Below are 19,176 nucleotides of genomic sequence, written 5' to 3'. Positions count from 1 at the left end.
GCTGGGTACTAGTCCTTGACTACCAGCTCGTTCAGGAGTTGAACTGCTTCGTTCCAGGCTTCTTCGCCGTCGACCTTGCCCGCATCAAGCTGGGTCAGTGCCACACCGAAGACCTTTTCCTGGATTACTGAATCGTCCGGGCCCTTGAACTGGGCAACTACGCCTTCGGCCCGGGAAGCGAGGATCGCGCCGGTGGGGGCGTCGTTGAACATCGGATTGGGAGTCGCGTCCTCCGCCAGCTGTTTCTGCGCCTCAATGGTGCTGGGGAAGTTGTTGGCTGCCGCCGACTGCTTCACCTGCTGCTCGGGGGCGGTGAGCCAGGCTGCGAGTTTCGCGGCTTCCTCCTTGTGCTCGGAGGTTTCGGGGACTGCCAGGAACGCGCCGCCCCAGTTCGAGGCCCCGCCGGGGAAGACATCTGCGAAGTCCCAGCCCGAGTCCGCGCCGCCGCCGGCCGATTCGAGCTGTTCCTGGATGGTGCCCAGCATCCAGCCCGGGCACACGAAGGTCGCGAAGGAACCGTCAGTGAACGCCTTGCCGGTTCCCCAGTCCCACTTGGTTTCGTTGGCGGAGAGCCCTGCCTGGGTTCCGGCAGCAAGCTGCATGAACTGTTCCTTCATGGCGTCATTGCCTTCGATGTTCAAGTCACCGTCGGCAGTGTAGTAGCCCTCCTTCATCTGGTTCACCATGGAGTTCCAGACGAATCCGGACTGGTCGTACCAGGCCTTGCCGGTCTTCTCGTGGTACTGGTTGCCGAGTTCGAAGTAGGTGTCCCAGGTTGCGTCGTCGCCGCCGAAGAGTTCCGCTACGGCCTCGCGGTCGCTCGGCAGACCGGCTTCCTCGAACAGCTTGCCGTTGTAGCACAGGCCCTGCGGTCCGATGTCGGTGCCGTAGCCGATGACCCGGCCGTCGGCGTCGGTGCCCTGCTTGTACTTCCAGTCCACCCAGTTGTCCTTGATATCTTCCGCGCCGTACTCGTTCAGGTCCACGAACTGGTCCGAGACGTCCATGACCGCACCGAGCCAGCCTTCTTCGAGGGCCACCACGTCGCTGACGCCGGAACCGGCCGCGAGCTTGGTGAAGAGGTCCGTCTGCGCATTGGCGCCGCGGTCGATGTTGTTGGCCTGGATGTCGATGCCGGGGTTGGCTTCCTCGTATTCGGCATACAGATCGTCGTAGCCGAAGGTTCCGAAGGTGGTGACGGTCAGCTTCAGGGGATTGTCTTCACTGGCAGCTTCGCTGTCGCCGCCGCCGCAGCCTACGGCCAGCAGGGCTACTACGGCAGCACCTGCAATCGCCGCCGCGGGATGTCGGAAATTCTTCACGGTCACTCCTTTGTGTGTGGGTAAAGCAGTTGATGATCCCGGGTGGTAGACCGTGCCTGGTGCTTGGGTGGCGTGATCCGACGAAAGCGGGAGGAAAGAAAAGCGGTTCCTGCGGCGGGAGCGGAGTCTGAGAGAGCGCTCTCTACGCGTCGGTTACAGGCTAGGAGTGATCTGCGCCACTGTCAAGAGAGCGCTCTCTCCGGTTCGAAATCCGCGCCCTGGAGGGGCCGTTCGGCGGGTGCGGCGTTAGCGCCGGGTGCTGACCGTGACCGTGAACTTGGGGTTGCGGGCTACTTCCCGGGTGGGACCCACCAGCCTGGTCAGGGCGGGCCGATACAGCAGGTGGCTGTTCCAAACCGTCCAGAGTTCGCCGCCCGGTTGCAGGACACGTCCGGCATCGGCAAAAAGCTTGAGTGCGATTCCGGCATGCACCGCGGCGCCGATATGGAACGGCGGGTTCAGCACCACCAGTTCTTCCGAGCTGTCCGGCAGCGGGCCCAGCGCATCGGCCCGGGTGACGACGGCGCGGTCCGCCACGCCGTTGGCCGCCAGGGTGCGCACGGCGGAGGCCGCAGCAGCGGCTGACTGGTCCGTGGCCAGCACGGTGAGGTCCGGTCGGGTCAGTGCAAGGTAGGCGGCGATGGTGCCGGTCCCGCAGCCAAGGTCCACGGCGCGTCGGGCAGCGCGGGCGGAGGCCAGGTGCGGCAGCAGGAACCGCGTGCCGGGATCCAGTGCGGTACCGCCGAACGCCGCGCCGTAGGCCCAGAGTTCCAGCGGCTGCGCCAGGCCGACGTCGTGCCGCTGCGACACCGGGAAGGACGGTTCCGGGAGCTGCTCTGACGGAAGGGGTGAGCGGGCCGTCAGGACCCGGGATTTCTGCCGGCCCAGCCCGGCGGTGACGGAGCCGAAGTACCGGGCGAGGACCTCGTTCATGGCCGGAGTCATGTGCTTGACCCGTCCGCCGGCGTAGACCGTGACATCCGGTGCGGCGGAGGCCGCGATCAGCGCAGCGATCTCTTCCAGCGCGGCCAGCGAGCGGGGGAGCCGCAGCAGCACCAGGCGGGCATCCTTCACAAGCGGTGCCGTGAGGGAATGGTGGCTGAAAACGTCCGGCAGCCCCAGATCCGCGGCGTTGGCATCCAGTGCCTGTTCGCCGCTCAGCGGATCCTGGTGCACACGGAGGCGGCGCAGCCCGTGCCGGGCCGCAGCTCCCAGCGTGAGCGCGCCGTAGGAATCGCCGATGACGACGACGCCGGGCTGGTCCGGGTCCGCTGCTGCGGAGAGATCTGCTGCGGCAGTATCGAGCAGCAGGGTGTCGGCGGCGTCCCAGGCCTGCAGGTTGGGGGCTTCGACGTCCGGCCTGCGGCGCAGGCGGGAAAAGTCGAAATCGGTCCGGCCCGGTGCGGGGTCAGTCACGGTCGATCCATTCTGTTCCAAGGGGGACCGGCTCGGAGGCTCCGGCGGTCAGGGAAGCGAGCCTGGCATGGAAGGCATCCAGGGCGTCGGGGATGTCCGGCAGGGCGACGTTGATGGAGGCGCCGGCGGCCGAATAATCCGTGCCCAGCACGCTGACGCCTGCGGTGCGGAGGTCGTTTTCCAGCCGTCCGGCCGCGGAGTGTCCGGCCGGAATGCCGTAAAGCTGCATCCGCCGTCGCCTCAGCAGGGGAGCGGTGTCGAGGGCCGAGGAGACGGACTCGGAGTAGGCACGCACCAACCCGCCCGCACCGAGAAGGATCCCCCCGAAGTAGCGGACGGTCACGGCGGTGATATCGCTGAGATCCGTCGCTCCGTTGAAGGTCTCCCGCTTGGTCAGCGCTTCCAGCATCGGAATGCCGGCGGTGCCTGAGGGTTCGCCGTCGTCGCTGGAGCGTTGGACTTCGCGACCGGGCCCCAGCACGAAGGCGCTGCAGTGGTGCCGGGCGTCATGGAACTCGCGGCGCAGGTCCGCCACCAGGGCCCGCGCCTGCTCCTCCGTTTCGGTGCGGCGCAGCACGGTAATGAAGCGTGAGCGTCGGATTTCAAGTTCAGTGCGGTGTTCACCGGCGATGGTGGTGTAGCGCCCCGCCGCCGCGTCGATATCGCTCACTCTTCCAGTCTAGTAGGCGGTTCCGGACCGGGACGGCGGTAGGGTGGGGGCATGCTCAAGGTTGGACTCACCGGCGGGATCGCTGCCGGAAAATCCCTGGTCGCCCGGACCCTCGTTCGGTGCGGCGCCGTGCTGGTGGACGCCGATGCCCTGGCCCGTGAAGTGGTCGAGCCGGGCACCGAAGGCCTGGCCGCCGTCGTCGAGGCTTTCGGCCCTCAGATCCTGGCCGCAGACGGCTCGCTGGACCGCCCGGCGCTGGCCGCCGTGGTCTTCGGCGACGAGGAACGCCGTACGGTGCTGAACGGCATCATCCATCCGCTGGTCCGGGCGCGGGCCGCGCAGCTTGCGGCGGAGGCCCCGCCGGACGGGATCCTGGTCCAGGACATCCCGCTGCTGGTGGAAACCGGCCAGGCCGGGAACTTCGACTTCGTCGTCGTGGTGGAGGCGCCCGAGGACGTGCGGCTGCAGCGCATGGTGCAGGACCGGGGGATGGATCCCGAGGCCGCGCGGGCCCGGATCACCGCGCAGGCAACTCCCGAACAGCGGGCGGAGGCCGCCGACGTCGTCCTGCACAACACCGGCACCCCCGAGGAACTGGTGACTGCCGTACGCGACCTCTGGGAGACCCGGCTGGTGCCGCTGAACGAGGCGCGGAGCCGGGCCGGGCGGTAGTTCAGCCCCTAGCAAAGCGGACCACAGCTGTCCGCGGACCGGAGTAGTTTTATAGGCATGAGTCTTGCGCAGGACATCAAGAGAGTCGTGGCACCGTTTGAGGTCATCAGTGACTACAAGCCCGCCGGTGACCAGCCCACCGCCATCAAGGAACTCGCCGAGCGGATCAAAGCCGGCGAAAAGGACGTTGTCCTCCTGGGCGCCACCGGTACCGGTAAGAGCGCGACGGCGGCCTGGCTGGTGGAGCAGGTGCAGCGGCCCACACTGGTGATGGTCCAGAACAAGACGCTGGCTGCCCAGCTGGCGAACGAGTTCCGGGAGCTGCTGCCCAACAACGCGGTGGAGTACTTCGTTTCCTACTACGACTACTACCAGCCGGAAGCCTACGTCCCGCAGACGGACACCTTCATTGAGAAGGACTCCTCGATCAATGAGGAAGTCGAACGCCTGCGCCACTCGGCCACCAACGCCCTGCTGACCCGGCGTGACGTGATTGTGGTGGCGACGGTGTCCTGCATTTACGGCCTGGGCACCCCGGAAGAGTACATCGAAGCAATGGTGACCCTGCGCCGGGGCCAGCAGATGAACCGTGATGACCTGCTGCGCCGCTTCGTAGCGATGCAGTACGTCCGCAATGACATGGACTTCCACCGCGGCACCTTCCGCGTGCGCGGCGACACTGTGGAAATCATTCCGATGTACGAAGAGAACGCGATCCGCGTTGAATTCTTCGGCGACGAGATCGAGAACATCTACACCCTGCATCCGCTGACCGGGGACGTTATCCACGAAGAGACGGAGATGTACGTCTTCCCGGCGTCGCACTACGTGGCCGGCGAGGACCGGATGCACCGGGCCATCCGCCAGATCGAGGACGAGCTGCAGGTGCGGCTGAAGGAACTGGAATCGCAGAACAAGCTGGTGGAAGCCCAGCGGCTGCGGATGCGGACCACCTATGACCTGGAAATGATGCAGCAGATGGGCTTCTGCAACGGCATCGAGAACTACTCGAGGCATATCGACGGCCGCGGTCCGGGCACTGCCCCGCACTGCCTGCTGGACTATTTCCCGGACGACTTCCTGCTGGTGGTGGACGAATCCCACGTCACCATTCCGCAGATCGGTGCCATGTACGAGGGCGACATGTCCCGCAAGCGCACCCTGGTGGACCACGGCTTCCGGCTGCCCTCTGCAATGGACAACCGGCCGCTGAAATGGGACGAGTTCCTGGAACGGATCGGCCAGACCGTCTACATGTCCGCCACCCCGGGCAAGTACGAGCTGTCCAAGTCGGACGGCTTCGTGGAGCAGATCATCCGGCCCACCGGCCTGGTGGATCCGCAGGTGGTGGTCAAGCCGAGCAAGGGCCAGATCGATGACCTGCTGGGTGAAATCCGCACCCGGACCGAACGGGATGAACGCGTCCTGGTGACCACGCTGACCAAGCGGATGGCCGAGGACCTGACCGGCTATCTGCTGGAGCACGGGGTCAAGGTGGAATACCTTCACTCCGACGTCGACACGCTGCGCCGTGTGGAGCTGCTTCGGGAACTGCGGATGGGCACCTTCGATGTGCTGGTCGGCATTAACCTGCTTCGAGAGGGCCTCGACCTTCCCGAGGTCTCGCTGGTGAGCATCCTCGACGCCGACAAGGAGGGCTTCCTGCGCTCCTCCACCTCGCTGATCCAGACCATCGGCCGTGCTGCCCGTAACGTTTCGGGCGAGGTGCACATGTATGCGGACCGGATCACCGATTCCATGGCCAAGGCCATCGACGAGACCAACCGCCGGCGCGAAATCCAGGTTGCGTACAACAAGAAGCACGGTGTGGACCCGCAGCCGCTGCGCAAGAAGATCGCGGACATCACCGACCAGCTGGCCCGCGAGGATGCCGACACCAAGGCTCTCCTGGCAGAGGCGGCCAAGCAGAAGACGAAGGGCAAGGGCAAGGGGGTCCGTAAGGACGGCCTGGCTGCTGCTCCCGCCGAGGACCTCACCAGCCTGATCGCGTCCATGACCGAGCAGATGCATGCCGCTGCCGCCGAGCTGCAGTTCGAGTTGGCCGCCCGGCTCCGCGACGAGGTGGGGGACCTGAAGAAGGAACTGCGGCAGATGCAGGCCGCCGGGCACGCCTAGGCGGGATGCGGGTTGCCGGGATGCAGCAATAAAATCGTCGCCGAATGATTTCAGCCATCGCCCAGACCGCGCTTATGGTTGCAGGATGACTGAGCCGGGAGGAAACGCACGCCGGACGAACCTACCGGAAGCAGGGCAACACCGTGGTTGACGCTGGTGGCTCACAACCGCTCCAAATGAAGCGGACCCTGGTTTTCGACTTCGACACCGTGGAGCAAAAGAACACCTTTCGTTCGTTGGTCTCCGACGAGGCGCTCTTTGCCGACCCGGATGTGGCCCCCACACCGGAAAATCGGGTGTCCTTCCCGGGCATGCTGCGCGCAGCCGACCTGCTGAGCCGGGAGATTCTCCTGCTGGATGTGCAGCTGCTCGACGGCGCCTTCTTCCTGGATCGGGGCCCCGACGCTGTCCGGACACTCCTCGCGCGCACCGGTTCCTTCGACCAGACGTTCTCGGTCGTGGCGCGGAAGCCGTCCTTGGAAGAGAGCCTGCGTTTCCTCCTGCTGGGCGCAGACCCGTTGAGTCCGGTCCTGGCGGAGTTCGAGTTTTCTTCGTTGGCGATGTTCTGGGAAGCGCCGCGCCCGTTGGCGGCCGCCCTGCATGCCAGGAGCAGTGCCAGGCTTCGCAGCTGCCCGGCGTCCGAGGTCGCCCGGACGGTGGCGGCCGAGCTGCAGGCTGCCTGGGAAGGCATGGATGCAGACCAGCATGTACAGGCGCCCACGGGAGAATTCGCCCGGCTCGCCCGGGCCTGGGAAGCATGGTTTGCCGAAGCTGCCGCAGATCAGATACGTGTCCGTGAAAGGACCCGGGAATCATTCGACCTGAGGGGAGCATTGTCCCGGCGGGCCGCCGTCGTACGGGAACTCCGCGCTTCGGAACCGGAAGCCGACGCCGCCGTGCAGTTCCTGTCGGAAACCGTGATCCGGACTGCCGCACTGTCCTACCTTGACGCACAAGCGCCCCAACTGGCCGGCAACGCGACGCTTCTGCAGGACTGGTGGATGGGCGCGTATTTCGACGCCATGGCTGAGCAGCACGAGACCAACTGGCTCCGGTTCCGCGAGGACACCGTAATGCAGGAGGCACAGCGCCGCGGACGGGGCCTGAGCGGAGGTGAGACTATCCAGTTCCAGGGGAGCCTGGTGGCTACCCTCCACGATATGCCGCCGCAGGTCTACGCAGTCCTGCGGCATCAGGCCCGGTCAGCCATCCACGATTGGCAGACTCGGCCAAGCCAGAAAACATCCGACGCGCTTGCCTATGCCGTCGCCAGATCGAATGCCGCGGTCAGCCTGGGGGAGGACCGGAAAGCCATGTGGACGAGGATTGCGCTGACGCTCCTCCCGGCGGTCGTCGGCACCTTGACGGCGGGCTTTTTCTCCAACCTGCTCGCCGGCGTCGGTTCAGCCATAGCGACTGTTGTCCTGGGTGTCCCCCTGGTGGAGTTTACCGAGCTGCACGCAACGCGAAAGAAGAAAATGAGAGCACATATCCACTTCCCGGCAGTCCCGCGGTGATGCCGGAGCCTCACCCGGGCCAGCGCCTGGTGTATGCCTGGTCCGGGCCGCCAAGCCTTGAATTGTGGACCGAAGAGGTCTCCCGCAACGGAAGGTCCTGGCTGCAGCACCGGCTTGTTGCGGAACACGGCACCCCCGGCGTGGTCATCGTCGCGGAGTCCGACGGCCACTTTGCCATGGTGGAGCACTGGCGGCCTGCAGCCGGGCGCAGTTTCCTCGAGTTTCCGAGGGGGTTCGGAAGCCCCGCCGGCTCCGGACCGGACCGGGCCGTCCACGACGCAGCGCGCGAGCTTGAAGAGGAAACCGGAGTGCAGGGTACCCGCTTCCGGGTACTGGGGTCCGTGTGGGCAGACAGCTCTCTCTTGCAGGGCCATGCAGTGGTTGTCGCGGCCACCGTGGACCAGTCCGCGGAACCGCTCACCCGCGACGGTGAAATAGATGAATTCCGCTGGGTACCGGTGGACAGCGTCCCGGCCCTGATGGCGGCAGGAGAGATAGCCGACGGCCTGACGTTGTCCGCCTACGCGTTCTGGGCGGGCGACCGGACAACCGGCCAGTAGCAGCACCTGGTGTCCGGGAGTGTCACAGGCGGCGGCTAAGGTGTGGATATGTTCTCTCCGCCACCCACCCCGCCGCCGGAGGCGGCTGCGTCAGTTCTTCCCGGCGGCGCACCCTGGTGGGAAATCCTCGCTGCCCTGGGCCCGCTGGCGGTCCTGCTCGCCGGCGCCCTGACCTTCTTCGTGGGTTGGAAGACGCTGGAGCAGCGCCGGAAGGCGGATCAACGCTCGGAATGGTGGACCCGTGCCCAGTGGGCCATCGAAGCCTCCCTGTCGGATGATCCCCGCCGGCAGGAGACAGGACTGGGCGTCCTGGACCTGCTGGCCCAGAGTGACCTTGCCGGAACCGAGGAAGCGGCTATCATCAGCATTGCGTGGGCACGCCCGCTGACTGCGATAGTGGACTCGACCGGCGATATGAGCCAGAATGAAAACATCACGAGCGCACCCGGAACGGAGGAGGCTGACGATGACAACAGCAGCACTGCCGCTGGCACGCGGTTCTAAGGTCCCCGCCGATCAGGCCGAACGCGATCGGGACCGCGAACGGGTGCAGATCCGGGCCGCACGGCTCCGCCTCACCACCGACCGCAAGCTCGGCAAGCCCACCCCGGAATGGGTCCGGAAACTCGCTGACCGTCCGCTGTAGCGGCCACCAAGACAACAAAGGCAGGTCCCCGGTACGCCGGTGACCTGCCTTTCTCTTTGGACCCTACGCGTCCTTGCCCCGGACCATGCCCAGCAGGCGGTTGAAGATAGCCTCGCCGTCGTCCGCAATTCCGTCGTGGTGGAAATCGGCGGTTTCCCAGACCTGCAGTCCCTTCACGGCGCCTGCCGTCTCCAGGGACAGCTCCCGGTCCACGTAAATGTCGTCCGTGTAGACGGCGGCGGCCACCGGCACGGCGTTGCGCGCCAGTTGAGCGGTGTCGTAGAGGGGATCCCAGTCCGGCTTCCGGGCCAGCAGTTCTGCCGTGTCCCGAAGCGGGAGGAGCGCCGGATCCTCGTCGAAGTACCAGGGGTAGACCATCTCACCGGTGAAGAGCGGTTCCGGGGCCGTGGGTTCGAACTCAGGGAAGGACTTCAGGACGCGTTCCGCCGCCCAGTTGGTGGCTTCGCCCTGGCCGTAGATGGACTCGTGCATCACCGCGTACAGCGGATTCGGGGCACGGGTGACCAGCCCGTGGACGGCCTCCAGGAAGGTATCGGAGAGGCGTTCGCCGTCCGGCGTGGGAACGAAGGCTTCCTGCAGCAGGTAATGCAGCCCGTCCACCCGGGTGTTGCCGCCCAGATAGGACCCGGCCATCTGGAAACGACGCACGGTCAGCCGCTCCCCGGAGGGCAGGAACTCCGGGACCGACTCGAGGTGCCGGGCAATCCGCGTGGTGGTCTCCCGGTCTTCCGGGTAGCGCCCGAAGTACTCCGCGTTGCGTGCCGCCACCCGCCGGAAGGTTGCCTCGTAGACCCGGTCCGCGGGCCCCGCCAAGGGGGCCAGTCCGCCGGTGATGAGGCATTCGCGCAGTCCCTCGGGGGCGAAGGAGAGGTAGGTCAGGGTGCAGAAGCCGCCGTAGCTCTGCCCGTAGGTGCTCCACGGACCCGAGCCGAGGGCCTGCCGGATGAGCTCGGCATCGGCCACAATCGAATCTGCCCGGAAATGGGTGAGGTACTGCGCCTGCGCCGCGGCGTCTCCGCGGCGCGGCAGGGTCTGACGGTCCGCCGGAGTGGAGAGCCCGGTCCCACGCTGGTCCAGCATCAGGATCCGGAAGTGCTTGGACGCAGCCTTCGTCCAGCCGCCGAACTGCAGCAGCCGGTTGCCCTTGCCGCCAGGGCCGCCCTGCAGGTACAGCAGCCACGGCAGCTCCTGCGCTTCGGCGGCGGGCAGTTCGGCGTCGACGTATTCGCGGGCAAAGACGGTAATGGTCTCACCGTCCGGTACAGAGTGGTCCAGCAGAACGGTAAACCAGTGGTCCGTCACGTTCATGCCGCGGACTGGGTAGGTGCGCGAGGCCGTGTGCGGAACGGCCGCCGTCACTTCGCCTCCTCCGGGGAGGCACCGAAGGAGGCCAGCGCGTCCCCGGTGAGCCGGAACGTGGTCCACTCATCCTGCGGGAGCGCACCAAGGGACTTGTAGAACGCGATGGACGGTTCGTTCCAGTTCAGTACGCACCACTCCACACGGGCGTAGCCGCGTTCGACGGCGATTTCCGCCAGCGTGCGCAGCAGTGCCTTGCCGATGCCCCCGGCCCGGGCCTCGGGGCGGACATAGAGGTCCTCCAGGTAGATGCCGTGCACACCCTCCCAGGTTGAGTAGTTCAGGAACCAGAGGGCAAAGCCCTGTATCGCTCCGTGCTCCACCGCCACGTGGGCGAAGATGGCCGGGTGCTCTCCGAAGAGGTTCGCTTCCAGGGCCTCCACGGTGTTTTTTACCGCGTGCGGCTCTTTTTCGTAGACGGCCAGGTCATGGATCAGCTCGAGGATGACGGGAACGTCTTCTCGACGCGCGGGACGGATCTGCATGCTGCCCAGCCTAATCCAGGCGTCCGGCGGTGATCACCTTGATGACGGGGCTGCCGGCTTCATCCGACGCCGCCAGGTCCACTTCCGCGGTGATGCCCCAGTCCAGGTGGTTGGCCGGGTCCTTGAAGATCTGCCGGACTTCCCATTTGCCGGGGAGTTCCTTGATGATCAGCAGGTTCGGGCCGCGGCCGTCGGGCCCGTCGTCGATGTCCTCGTGTTCCTCGAAGTACGCGTCCAGGACCTCCGCCCAGCGGTCGGCGTCCCAGCCGGCGTCGCCGTCGAGCTCTCCAAGGGCGCGGTCATCCTCGTCCGCAAAAAGCTTCACCCGGGAGAACATCTCGTTGCGCACCATGACCCGGAAGGCCCGTACGTTGGCGGTCAGCCGGTCCGGAACCGGCGGAAGCACCGGTTCATCCGAGGCGTCGGGGTTGATGCCGTTGGTCAGCTCTTCCCATTCGTCCAGCAGCGAGGAATCGGTCTGGCGGACCAGTTCGCCGAGCCACTCGATGATGTCTTCGAGATCTTCGCGGAGCCGTTCCGGCGGCACGGTGTGCAGGAGTGCCTTGTAGGTGTCCGAGAGGTAGCGCAGCAGCACGCCTTCCGAGCGCGCCAGCGAGTAGAACTGCACGTACTCGCCGAAGCTCATGGCCCGCTCGTACATGTCCCGGACAATCGACTTGGGACTGAGCTCGAACTCGCCCAGCCAGGGTGCACCGGAGCGGTACACCTCGAAGGACTGCTCCAGCAGTTCCGCCAGCGGCTGCGGATAGGTGACTTCCTCCAGCAGGGCCATCCGCTCGTCGTACTCGATGCCCTGGGACTTCATGGCGGCGATCGCTTCGCCACGGGCCTTCTTCTCCTGGGCGGAGAGGACCTGTCGGGGCTTTTCCATGATCGCCTCGATCACGGAGACCACGTCCAGTGCGTAGGACGGGCTGTCCGGATCCAGGATCTCCAGGGAGGCCATGGCAAACGGGGACAACGGCTGGTTGAGGGCGAAGTTCGGCTGCAGGTGCACCTTCAAGCGGACGGTGCGGCCGTCGGCGTCGGGCTCGGGCAGCACTTCGACAATGCCGGCGGTCTTCAGTTCCCGGTAGATGCTTAGGGCCTTCTTCATCAGGGCCAGCTGGGAGGACCGGGTCTCGTGGTTGTTCGTGAGCAGTTTCTTGGCCGCTGTGAACGGGTCACCCGGACGCTCCAGCAGGTTCAGCAGCATGGAGTGGGTGATGTTGAAGCTTGAGGTCAGCGGCTCCGGGGTGCCGTCCACCAGCTTCTCGAAGGTGGGCTTGCCCCAGGACACAAAGCCGGCCTGCGGTTTCTTCTTCACCACCTGGCGCAGCTTCTTCTGGTCATCACCGAACTTCGCCTGCGCCTTGGCCATGGCCTTGACGTTTTCGATCACGTGTTCCGGTGCCTGCACGACGACGGTGCCTGCCGTGTCATAGCCGGCCCGCCCGGCGCGTCCGGCGATCTGGTGGAACTCCCGGACCTTCAGGGGCCGGGTGCGCGTGCCGTCGTACTTTGACAGGGCGGTGATCAGCACGGTGCGGATGGGCACATTGATGCCGACCCCCAGGGTGTCGGTGCCGCAGATGACCTTAAGCAGGCCGGCCTGTGCCAACTGCTCCACCAGGCGGCGGTACTTGGGCAGCATGCCGGCGTGGTGCACGCCGATGCCGTGCCGGACCAGCCGGTTCAGGGTCTTGCCGAAGCCGGGAGCGAACCGGAAGCCGGCAATCAGCTCGCCGATCTTGTCCTTTTCCTCGCGGGTGCAGACGTTGATGCTCATCAGGGCCTGGGCCCGGTCAATGGCTTCGATCTGGGAAAAGTGCACTACGTAGACCGGCACCTGCTTGGTGGCCAGCAGCTCCTCCAGGGATTCCTGGACCGGGGTCTCCACGTAGTAGTAATGCAGGGGGATGGGCCGCTGCACGGAGGAGACCGTGACGGTGTCCCGGTTGGTGAGCTCGCTGAGCTCGTTCGCGATCCGGGTCATATCGCCCAGCGTGGCGGACATCAGCAGGAACTGGGCCTGCGGCAGCTCCAGCAGCGGAACCTGCCAGGCCCAGCCGCGCTGCGGGTCCGAGTAGAAATGGAACTCATCCATGATCACGGTGCCCAGGTCCGCATCGAGGCCTTCGCGCAGGGCAATGTTGGCCAGGATCTCCGCGGTGCAGCAGATGATCGGGGCGTCCTTGTTCACGGAGGAGTCACCGGTGACCATGCCGACGTTCTCGGCGCCGAAAATCTCGCACAGTGCGAAGAACTTCTCGGAGACCAGGGCCTTGATGGGGGCGGTGTAGTAACTGCGCTCATCGTGCGCCATGGCATGGAAATGCGCAGCAATCGCCACCATGGACTTGCCGGAACCGGTGGGGGTGGCCAGGATGACGTTGTTCCCCGTCACCAGCTCCATCACTGCCTCGTCCTGCGCCGGGTACAGCGACATGCCCCGGCTCTCCACCCACTCCAGGAAGGACGTGTAGGTCTCGTCGGGATCGATGGTGCGGGTGCTGGACGGGCCGGAGGCAAGCTGCTCAAGAAGTTTCATGTCCATACCAGACTAACGGGGCCGTGCCGCTCCCGTTTTCCGCGGGGTGCGGCGGCTAGGCTCGGGGCCATGAAATGGGATCCCGAAAAGTACACACAGTTCTCCTCGCACCGCGACCGCCCGTTCTTCGACCTCACGGCCCGGGTAGCTGCTTCTTCTCCCGCCCGTGTGGTGGACCTGGGCTGCGGCACGGGCGTCCTCACCGCCGCACTCGCTGCCCGCTGGCCGCAGGCGCAGGTCACCGGCGTCGATTCCTCGGAGGAGATGATCGCCTCGGCCCGCGCATTGGAGGGCGCGCCGTCGAACCTGGACTTCGTACAGGGCCGGATCGAGGACTGGGAACCGGAGCCCGGCACGGACGTGGTGGTGTCCAACGCCGCACTGCAGTGGGTGCCGGGTCACCAGGAGCTCCTGCGCCGCTGGGCCAAGCAGCTCGACGACGGCGCCTGGCTGGCCGTGCAGGTCCCCGGCAACTTCACTGCACCTTCCCATGTGCTGATGCGGGAACTGGCGGCGAGCGCCGCCTGGGCCCCGAAGCTGGAGGGGGTGCTGCGCCATGCCGACGCCGTGGACGAGCCCGGGGACTACCTGGCCCTGTTCACCGAGGCTGGATTCGAAGCGGATGTCTGGGAGACCAGCTACGCCCAGGTCCTGGCCGGTGAGGACCCGGTGCTGGAATGGGTACGCGGCACCGCCCTGCGTCCGGTCATCGACGCATTGTCCGCCGAAGACTTCGCCGCTTTCGAAACCGAATACGCGGCGCTGCTGCGCCAGGCCTATCCGCGGCAGGCCTGGGGAACCGTTTTCCCGTTCCGGCGCCTGTTTATGGTGGGGCGGAAAAAGGCCTAGCAACTCCGAAGAGCGCGGCTGCTACCAGCCGCGTTCCTTCCATTCCCGCAGGTGCGGCCGCTCGGCGCCCAGGGTGGTGCCGGCCCCGTGTCCCGGGTGCACCACGGTGTCATCCGGCAGATAATCGAACACACGTTCGAATACGTCCTGATACAGCTGCGCAAACCGTTCCGGGTCCTTCTGCGTGTTGCCCAGCCCGCCGGGAAAGAGGGAATCCCCGGTAAACAGGTGGGCGGGACCGTGCGGGTCCCGGTAGAGCAGGGCCACGGAGCCCGGGGTGTGTCCGCGCAGCGAGATCGCCTCCAGCTCAAAGTCGGGGAACGTGCCGGTGTCCCCGTGGTCCAGGGGAACAGTCGTGGGTACCTCGATGTCGGGGATGTCCGCCGTGCCGGCTGCGGTCCTCGCACCGGTGGCCGCCACCGTTTCGGCGAGCGCCCGGACGTGGTCCCAGTGGCTGTGCGTGGTGATGACCAGTTCCAGCTTCACCGGCACCGCGGCGTCCTGCGCCCCGTCGGCCAGCAGCCGCTCGATGGCTGGGAAGTCGGCGGCGGCGTCGATAAGCACCTGCGCACCGGACGCCTTCCCGGTGAGCAGGTAGACGTTGTTGTCCATTTCGCTGACGGACACGCTGCGAATAGTGATGTTCTCCAGATCCTCCATGCCGCCAGTGTAGCGATCCGGCCCCGGCATCGCCCCGGGACACCAGTCTTACCCGGGTATTGTCTGCGCTCGCGGACGGGCGTAGGTTGCAAGGATGCTTCTGAGGCTGGTCCGGGAAAACCTGGCCCCCTATAAAGGCGCGGTGGCCGCCGTCGTTCTCCTGCAGCTGCTGCAGACCGTCGCCACGCTGTATCTCCCTACCCTCAATGCGGACATCATTGACCGCGGCGTGGTCACCGGAGATACGGCCGTCATCATGCAGGTGGGCGGCTGGATGCTTGCCGTCACGGCGGGCCAGGTCCTGTGTTCCGTTTCGGCCACCTATCTGGCTTCGCGGGTGGCCATGAGCGCCGGCCGCAATATCCGGGCCGCGCTGTTCACCAACGTGGAGACCTTTTCCTCCCGGGAAGTCGGCCTGTTCGGGCCGCCGTCGCTGATCACCCGGACCACCAATGACGTGCAGCAGGTGCAGATGACCCTGCTGATGACCTTCACCATGATGGTTTCGGCTCCCATCATGGGAGTGGGCGGGGTACTGCTGGCATTGAACCAGGACATACCGCTCTCCGGCATCCTGCTGTTGATCCTGCCTGCACTGTTCCTGGTGATCGGGCTGGTGCTGAAGCGCCTGATTCCCCTGTTCCGCCGGGCCCAGCGGCAGATCGACCGGGTCAACTCGGTCCTGCGGGAACAGATCATGGGCATCAGCCTCATCCGCGCGTTCATCCGGGAGCACTCCGAGCAGGAACGCTTCGCCGGGGCGAACAGGGACCTCACCTCCACCCAGCTGCGGGTGAGCCAGCTGCTGGCCCTGCTGTTTCCCGCCGCCATGCTGGTCGCCAACCTCGCCACGGTCGCGGTGATCTGGTTCGGTGCCTTCCGGATTGACGCCGGGCAGATGCAGATCGGCGCCCTTACGGCGTTTATTGCCTACATCATGCAGATCCTGATGGCGGTGATGATGTCCATGTTCATGGTCATGATGCTGCCCCGCGCAGCGGTCTGCGCCGAACGGATCTTCGAGGTGCTGGATACCCGTACCAGCGTTGCGGATGCTCCCGGGGCGGGGACGCTGGCGTACGACGGCGGACGGCTCACCTTTACCGACGTCGGGTACAGCTACCCGGGCGCGGAGGATCCGGTGCTGTTCAACCTCAGCTTCGAGGCCCTGCCCGGGGAGACCACGGCCATCATCGGTTCCACGGGGGCGGGGAAGACCACGCTGCTCAACCTGGTCCCGCGGCTGCTCGACTCCACCTCCGGCAGCATCGCCGTCGACGGGCAGGAGATTGCCGGGGTTACCCTCTCCTCGCTGCGCCGCGGTATCGGGCTGGTGCCCCAGCGGGCCTACCTCTTCAGCGGCACCATCGCCTCGAACCTGCGCTTCGGCCGGCCGGACGCCACCGACGCCGAACTCTGGGAAGCCTTGGAGACCGCCCAGGCGGCGGACTTCGTCCGGACAGCCGAGGGAGGACTGGACCACAAGGTGGAACAGGGCGGAGCCAACTTCTCCGGGGGACAGCGGCAACGCCTCGCGATTGCCCGGGCCTTGGTGGTCCGGCCGTCCATCTACCTCTTCGACGACAGCTTCTCCGCCCTCGACTTCGCCACGGATGCCCGGCTCCGTGCGGCGCTCAAGCCGCAGACCCGGGATGCCACGGTAATTGTCGTGGCACAGCGGGTGAACACCATTACCGACGCCGCGAAGATCCTGGTGCTGGAAGAGGGCCGGATCGTGGGTCAGGGAACCCATGCGGAGCTGATGGGGTCCTCGGACACCTACCGGGAAATCGTCGCTTCACAGCTGACCGCGGAGGAAGTGGCATGAGTACGCCGGGGGTACGGGGGCGCCCGGGAGCTGCCGCAACCGTCAAGCCGGAGAACTTCGCCGCCAGTGTCCGTCGGATCCTGGTGCTGATGGCACCGGACCGGGTACGGGTAGCGGCGGTATTGGTTGCCGCCGTCGTCTCCGTGGCGCTCGCCGTCAGCGCGCCACGGATCCTCGGGGAGGCCACCAACGTCATCTTCGACGGCTTCATCGGCCAGGGCCTGCCCGCAGGGATGTCCAAGGAGGCACAGGTCCAGGCGCTGCGGGACTCGGGGGAGCGGGAACTGGCGGACATGCTCGCGGCGATGGATGTGGTCCCGGGGCAGGGACTGGACTTCGGCAGGCTGGCGGGGATCCTGCTCGGCGTGCTGGGCATCTATCTGGCGGCCTTCGCGTTCGGCTGGTTCCAGGCACGGGTGACCGCCCGCATTGTGCAGAACGCCATGTACCGGCTGCGCCGCGACGTCGACGGCAAACTGTTCCGCCTGCCCATGTCCCACTTCCAGCAGCAATCGCGGGGAGACGTCCTCAGCCGGGTCACCAACGACATCGACAACCTGGCCCAGACGCTCTCCCAGAGCCTGACCCAGATCATCACCTCGGTCCTGACCATCGTGGGCGTGCTCGCAATGATGGTTTCCATCTCCCCGCTGCTGGCACTGATCGCCGTGATTACCGTGCCCGTCTCGGCGCTGGTCACCGTCCTCATTGCCCGGCGCTCGCAGGCAGAGTTCAAGACCCAGTGGAAGTCCACCGGCGAGGTAAACGGCTATATCGAGGAAATGTTCACCGGCCAGGACGTGGTGAAGGCCTTCGGCCAGCAGGAGCGGGTCATCGAAGGCTTTGCCCCCGCCAACAACCGTTTGTACCGCTCCGCCTTCCGCGCCCAGTTCGTTTCGGGCATCATCATGCCGGCCATGATGTTCATCTCGAACCTGAATTACGTGGCCGTGGCGGTTGTCGGCGGCCTGCAGGTCGCCAACGGGCAGCTGTCCATCGGCGGCGTGCAGGCCTTCGTGCAGTACAGCCGACAGTTCAGCCAGCCGCTGGGACAGCTTGGCGGGCTGATCAACATGCTCCAGTCCGGCGTCGCGTCCGCCGAACGGGTGTTCGCCCTCCTTGACGCGAAGGAACAAGAACCGGACCCTTCCCGGCCCGACCACCTGAAGGCGGTGCGGGGGCGGGTGGCCTTCGAAGACGTCTCCTTCAGCTACAGCCCCGATGCGCCGTTGATCCGGAACCTGTCCTTCACCGCGGAGCCCGGGCAGACCGTGGCCATCGTGGGTCCCACCGGTGCCGGCAAGACCACGCTGGTCAACCTGCTGATGCGTTTCTACGAGGTGGACGCGGGCCGCATCACCATTGACGGCATCGACATTGCCCGGCTCCGCCGCGAGGAACTGCGCGGACACATCGGCATGGTGCTCCAGGACGCCTGGCTGTTCGAGGGCACGGTGCGGGAGAACCTGGCCTACGGCGCACCCGGTGCAACCGAGGAGCAGATTGTCGAGGCGGCGCAGGCCACCCACGTGGACCACTTCGTCCGGTCCCTGCCGGAGGGCTATGACACCGTGCTCGGGTACGACGGCGGGGCGTTGAGCCAGGGCCAGCGGCAACTGCTGACGATCGCCCGGGCCTGGCTTTCGAACCCGTCCATCCTGGTGCTGGACGAAGCGACCAGTTCCGTGGACACCCGCACGGAAATCGCCATCCGGCTGGCGATGAACGCCCTGCGGCAGGACCGCACCAGCTTCGTGATTGCCCACCGCCTGTCCACCATCCGGGACGCGGACATCATCCTGGTGGTGCGGGACGGGCAGATCGTGGAGCAGGGAACCCATGATGCACTGCTGGAGGCCGAGGGGTTCTACACCGAGCTCTACCGTTCACAGTTCGCCGGACCGGCACAGGATGGCGCGGCGGGTGGCGCGGCGGAGGCCGACGTGCCGGCGCCTGCCGATCCGGCCGGGCACTAGCATTGCACCATGACGCCTGACACAACCCCCGCAACCGCACCGACCCCCGCCGGCAACGACGCCGGTGTGCTGGCAGGGGTCCGGATTGACGCTTCCAGCTCGGTCCCGCCCTACGAACAGCTGCGCCTGCAGATCCTGGACGCCGTAAACGAGGGGCGCCTCGCCATTGGGACCCGGCTTCCACCGGTGCGTGCACTGGCCGGATACCTCGGACTGGCCGTGAACACGGTGGCGAAGGCCTACCGGGAGCTGGAGCAGGCGCAGGTCGTCACCACGCGGTCCCGCGCCGGCACTGTTGTCGCGGCGGGCGGCGACACCGGCCGGGGACGGGTGGCCGAAGCTGCCGCCGCGTATGCCGCAGCGGTGCGGGCCAACGGCGTCTCGGATGACGACGCCGTGTCCCTCCTGCGTGCGGCCCTGGGCTAAACGGTCACTCAGCTTCCGGGCTGCTCCCCAGCACAGCATCCCACTCGGTGGTGCTGCTGGTGCCGGCGGGACCTCAGGAACT

The 19,176-nt window shown here is 66.3% G+C and carries 17 protein-coding genes; 10 read left to right on the top strand and 7 right to left on the bottom strand.

All coding sequences use genetic code 11. From position 1 onward, the window contains the following. Positions 1-8: 8 nt before the first annotated feature. The 3 genes from LJ760_RS08615 to LJ760_RS08605 form a co-directional block, all read right to left on the bottom strand. Positions 9-1,322: an ABC transporter substrate-binding protein gene (locus LJ760_RS08615; RefSeq protein ID WP_227921778.1), complete on the bottom strand. Its 1,314-nt coding sequence runs from the start codon at positions 1,320-1,322 to the stop codon at positions 9-11. Between the two features lie 246 nt (positions 1,323-1,568). After that, the gene (locus tag LJ760_RS08610; RefSeq protein ID WP_227921775.1) at positions 1,569-2,738 is read right to left on the bottom strand and encodes a class I SAM-dependent methyltransferase; all 1,170 of its coding nucleotides are present in this window, start codon (positions 2,736-2,738) and stop codon (positions 1,569-1,571) included. Beyond that, positions 2,731-3,408, bottom strand: coding sequence for an IMPACT family protein (locus tag LJ760_RS08605; protein ID WP_227921773.1), 678 nt, complete (start codon positions 3,406-3,408; stop codon positions 2,731-2,733). Before LJ760_RS08605 ends, LJ760_RS08610 begins: the two co-directional genes overlap by 8 nt. Before the next feature lie 51 nt (positions 3,409-3,459). On the opposite strand from LJ760_RS08605, the gene coaE reads away from it, so the two are divergent. The 6 genes from coaE (at position 3,460) to LJ760_RS08575 (ending at position 8,939) form a co-directional block, all read left to right on the top strand. Then, positions 3,460-4,080 carry a dephospho-CoA kinase gene (coaE, locus tag LJ760_RS08600; protein ID WP_227921771.1) on the top strand — a complete coding sequence of 207 codons (621 nt, stop codon included), beginning with the start codon at positions 3,460-3,462 and terminating at the stop codon, positions 4,078-4,080. A 57-nt stretch (positions 4,081-4,137) separates the two neighbouring features. Beyond that, the gene (uvrB, locus tag LJ760_RS08595; protein WP_227921769.1) at positions 4,138-6,216 is read left to right on the top strand and encodes an excinuclease ABC subunit UvrB; all 2,079 of its coding nucleotides are present in this window, start codon (positions 4,138-4,140) and stop codon (positions 6,214-6,216) included. Between the two features lie 176 nt (positions 6,217-6,392). Next, positions 6,393-7,733, top strand: a complete 1,341-nt coding sequence (locus LJ760_RS08590; RefSeq protein ID WP_227921767.1) for a hypothetical protein — start codon at positions 6,393-6,395, stop codon at positions 7,731-7,733. Next, positions 7,733-8,293 carry an NUDIX hydrolase gene (locus tag LJ760_RS08585; protein WP_227921765.1) on the top strand — a complete coding sequence of 187 codons (561 nt, stop codon included), beginning with the start codon at positions 7,733-7,735 and terminating at the stop codon, positions 8,291-8,293. The genes LJ760_RS08590 and LJ760_RS08585 overlap by 1 nt, the downstream gene beginning before the upstream one ends. Positions 8,294-8,341: 48 nt before the next feature. Continuing rightward, a complete protein-coding gene (locus LJ760_RS08580; protein ID WP_227921761.1) occupies positions 8,342-8,797 on the top strand; it encodes a hypothetical protein in 456 nt (151 codons plus the stop codon). Beyond that, a complete protein-coding gene (locus tag LJ760_RS08575; RefSeq protein ID WP_227921760.1) occupies positions 8,760-8,939 on the top strand; it encodes a hypothetical protein in 180 nt (59 codons plus the stop codon). The genes LJ760_RS08580 and LJ760_RS08575 overlap by 38 nt, the downstream gene beginning before the upstream one ends. 63 nt (positions 8,940-9,002) lie before the next feature. On the opposite strand, the gene LJ760_RS08570 is transcribed toward LJ760_RS08575, so the two are convergent. From LJ760_RS08570 to LJ760_RS08560, 3 genes are read right to left on the bottom strand one after another with little or no spacing between them, the layout of a single operon-like run. Next, positions 9,003-10,268, bottom strand: a complete 1,266-nt coding sequence (locus tag LJ760_RS08570; protein ID WP_227922782.1) for an alpha/beta fold hydrolase — start codon at positions 10,266-10,268, stop codon at positions 9,003-9,005. Positions 10,269-10,315: 47 nt separating this feature from the next. Then, positions 10,316-10,804, bottom strand: a complete 489-nt coding sequence (locus LJ760_RS08565) for a GNAT family N-acetyltransferase (RefSeq protein WP_227921759.1) — start codon at positions 10,802-10,804, stop codon at positions 10,316-10,318. A gap of 10 nt (positions 10,805-10,814) precedes the next feature. After that, positions 10,815-13,355 (bottom strand): DEAD/DEAH box helicase, encoded by a 2,541-nt coding sequence (locus LJ760_RS08560; RefSeq protein WP_227922780.1) that lies wholly within the window; start codon positions 13,353-13,355, stop codon positions 10,815-10,817. A 69-nt stretch (positions 13,356-13,424) separates the two neighbouring features. Between LJ760_RS08560 and LJ760_RS08555 the strand changes: the two genes are divergently transcribed. Further along, complete coding sequence (locus tag LJ760_RS08555) at positions 13,425-14,204, top strand: trans-aconitate 2-methyltransferase (RefSeq protein WP_227921758.1); 780 nt, start codon at positions 13,425-13,427, stop codon at positions 14,202-14,204. Positions 14,205-14,225: 21 nt separating this feature from the next. On the opposite strand, the gene LJ760_RS08550 is transcribed toward LJ760_RS08555, so the two are convergent. Then, positions 14,226-14,864, bottom strand: a complete 639-nt coding sequence (locus LJ760_RS08550) for an MBL fold metallo-hydrolase (protein WP_227921756.1) — start codon at positions 14,862-14,864, stop codon at positions 14,226-14,228. 94 nt (positions 14,865-14,958) lie between these two features. Between LJ760_RS08550 and LJ760_RS08545 the strand changes: the two genes are divergently transcribed. From LJ760_RS08545 to LJ760_RS08535, 3 genes are read left to right on the top strand one after another with little or no spacing between them, the layout of a single operon-like run. Next, the gene (locus LJ760_RS08545; protein ID WP_227921752.1) at positions 14,959-16,692 is read left to right on the top strand and encodes an ABC transporter ATP-binding protein; all 1,734 of its coding nucleotides are present in this window, start codon (positions 14,959-14,961) and stop codon (positions 16,690-16,692) included. Next, entirely contained in the window at positions 16,689-18,668 is a 1,980-nt protein-coding gene (locus LJ760_RS08540) for an ABC transporter ATP-binding protein (protein ID WP_227921749.1), read from the top strand. Before LJ760_RS08545 ends, LJ760_RS08540 begins: the two co-directional genes overlap by 4 nt. 9 nt (positions 18,669-18,677) lie before the next feature. Then, the gene (locus LJ760_RS08535; RefSeq protein ID WP_227921747.1) at positions 18,678-19,094 is read left to right on the top strand and encodes a GntR family transcriptional regulator; all 417 of its coding nucleotides are present in this window, start codon (positions 18,678-18,680) and stop codon (positions 19,092-19,094) included. Positions 19,095-19,176 lie beyond the last annotated feature (82 nt).

The sequence above is a fragment of the Arthrobacter sp. zg-Y895 genome (assembly GCF_020731025.1).
In the GTDB taxonomy this organism is placed as follows: Bacteria; Actinomycetota; Actinomycetes; order Actinomycetales; family Micrococcaceae; genus Arthrobacter_B.
The sequence above is the reverse complement of the archived record's forward strand: the minus strand, read 5'-3'. Positions and strand labels throughout refer to the sequence as shown.

What these genes read in the sequence shown, in the direction of transcription:
- coaE (WP_227921771.1), top strand. Translation starts at nt 3,460, where the DNA reads ATGCTCAAGGTTGGACTCACCGGCGGGATCGCTGCCGGAAAATCCCTG.
- uvrB (WP_227921769.1), top strand. Translation starts at nt 4,138, where the DNA reads ATGAGTCTTGCGCAGGACATCAAGAGAGTCGTGGCACCGTTTGAGGTC.
- LJ760_RS08590 (WP_227921767.1), top strand. Translation starts at nt 6,393, where the DNA reads ATGAAGCGGACCCTGGTTTTCGACTTCGACACCGTGGAGCAAAAGAAC.
- LJ760_RS08585 (WP_227921765.1), top strand. Translation starts at nt 7,733, where the DNA reads ATGCCGGAGCCTCACCCGGGCCAGCGCCTGGTGTATGCCTGGTCCGGG.
- LJ760_RS08580 (WP_227921761.1), top strand. Translation starts at nt 8,342, where the DNA reads ATGTTCTCTCCGCCACCCACCCCGCCGCCGGAGGCGGCTGCGTCAGTT.
- LJ760_RS08575 (WP_227921760.1), top strand. Translation starts at nt 8,760, where the DNA reads ATGACAACAGCAGCACTGCCGCTGGCACGCGGTTCTAAGGTCCCCGCC.
- LJ760_RS08570 (WP_227922782.1), bottom strand. Translation starts at nt 10,268, where the DNA reads ATGAACGTGACGGACCACTGGTTTACCGTTCTGCTGGACCACTCTGTA.
- LJ760_RS08565 (WP_227921759.1), bottom strand. Translation starts at nt 10,804, where the DNA reads ATGCAGATCCGTCCCGCGCGTCGAGAAGACGTTCCCGTCATCCTCGAG.
- LJ760_RS08560 (WP_227922780.1), bottom strand. Translation starts at nt 13,355, where the DNA reads ATGAAACTTCTTGAGCAGCTTGCCTCCGGCCCGTCCAGCACCCGCACC.
- LJ760_RS08555 (WP_227921758.1), top strand. Translation starts at nt 13,425, where the DNA reads ATGAAATGGGATCCCGAAAAGTACACACAGTTCTCCTCGCACCGCGAC.
- LJ760_RS08550 (WP_227921756.1), bottom strand. Translation starts at nt 14,864, where the DNA reads ATGGAGGATCTGGAGAACATCACTATTCGCAGCGTGTCCGTCAGCGAA.
- LJ760_RS08545 (WP_227921752.1), top strand. Translation starts at nt 14,959, where the DNA reads ATGCTTCTGAGGCTGGTCCGGGAAAACCTGGCCCCCTATAAAGGCGCG.
- LJ760_RS08540 (WP_227921749.1), top strand. Translation starts at nt 16,689, where the DNA reads ATGAGTACGCCGGGGGTACGGGGGCGCCCGGGAGCTGCCGCAACCGTC.
- LJ760_RS08535 (WP_227921747.1), top strand. Translation starts at nt 18,678, where the DNA reads ATGACGCCTGACACAACCCCCGCAACCGCACCGACCCCCGCCGGCAAC.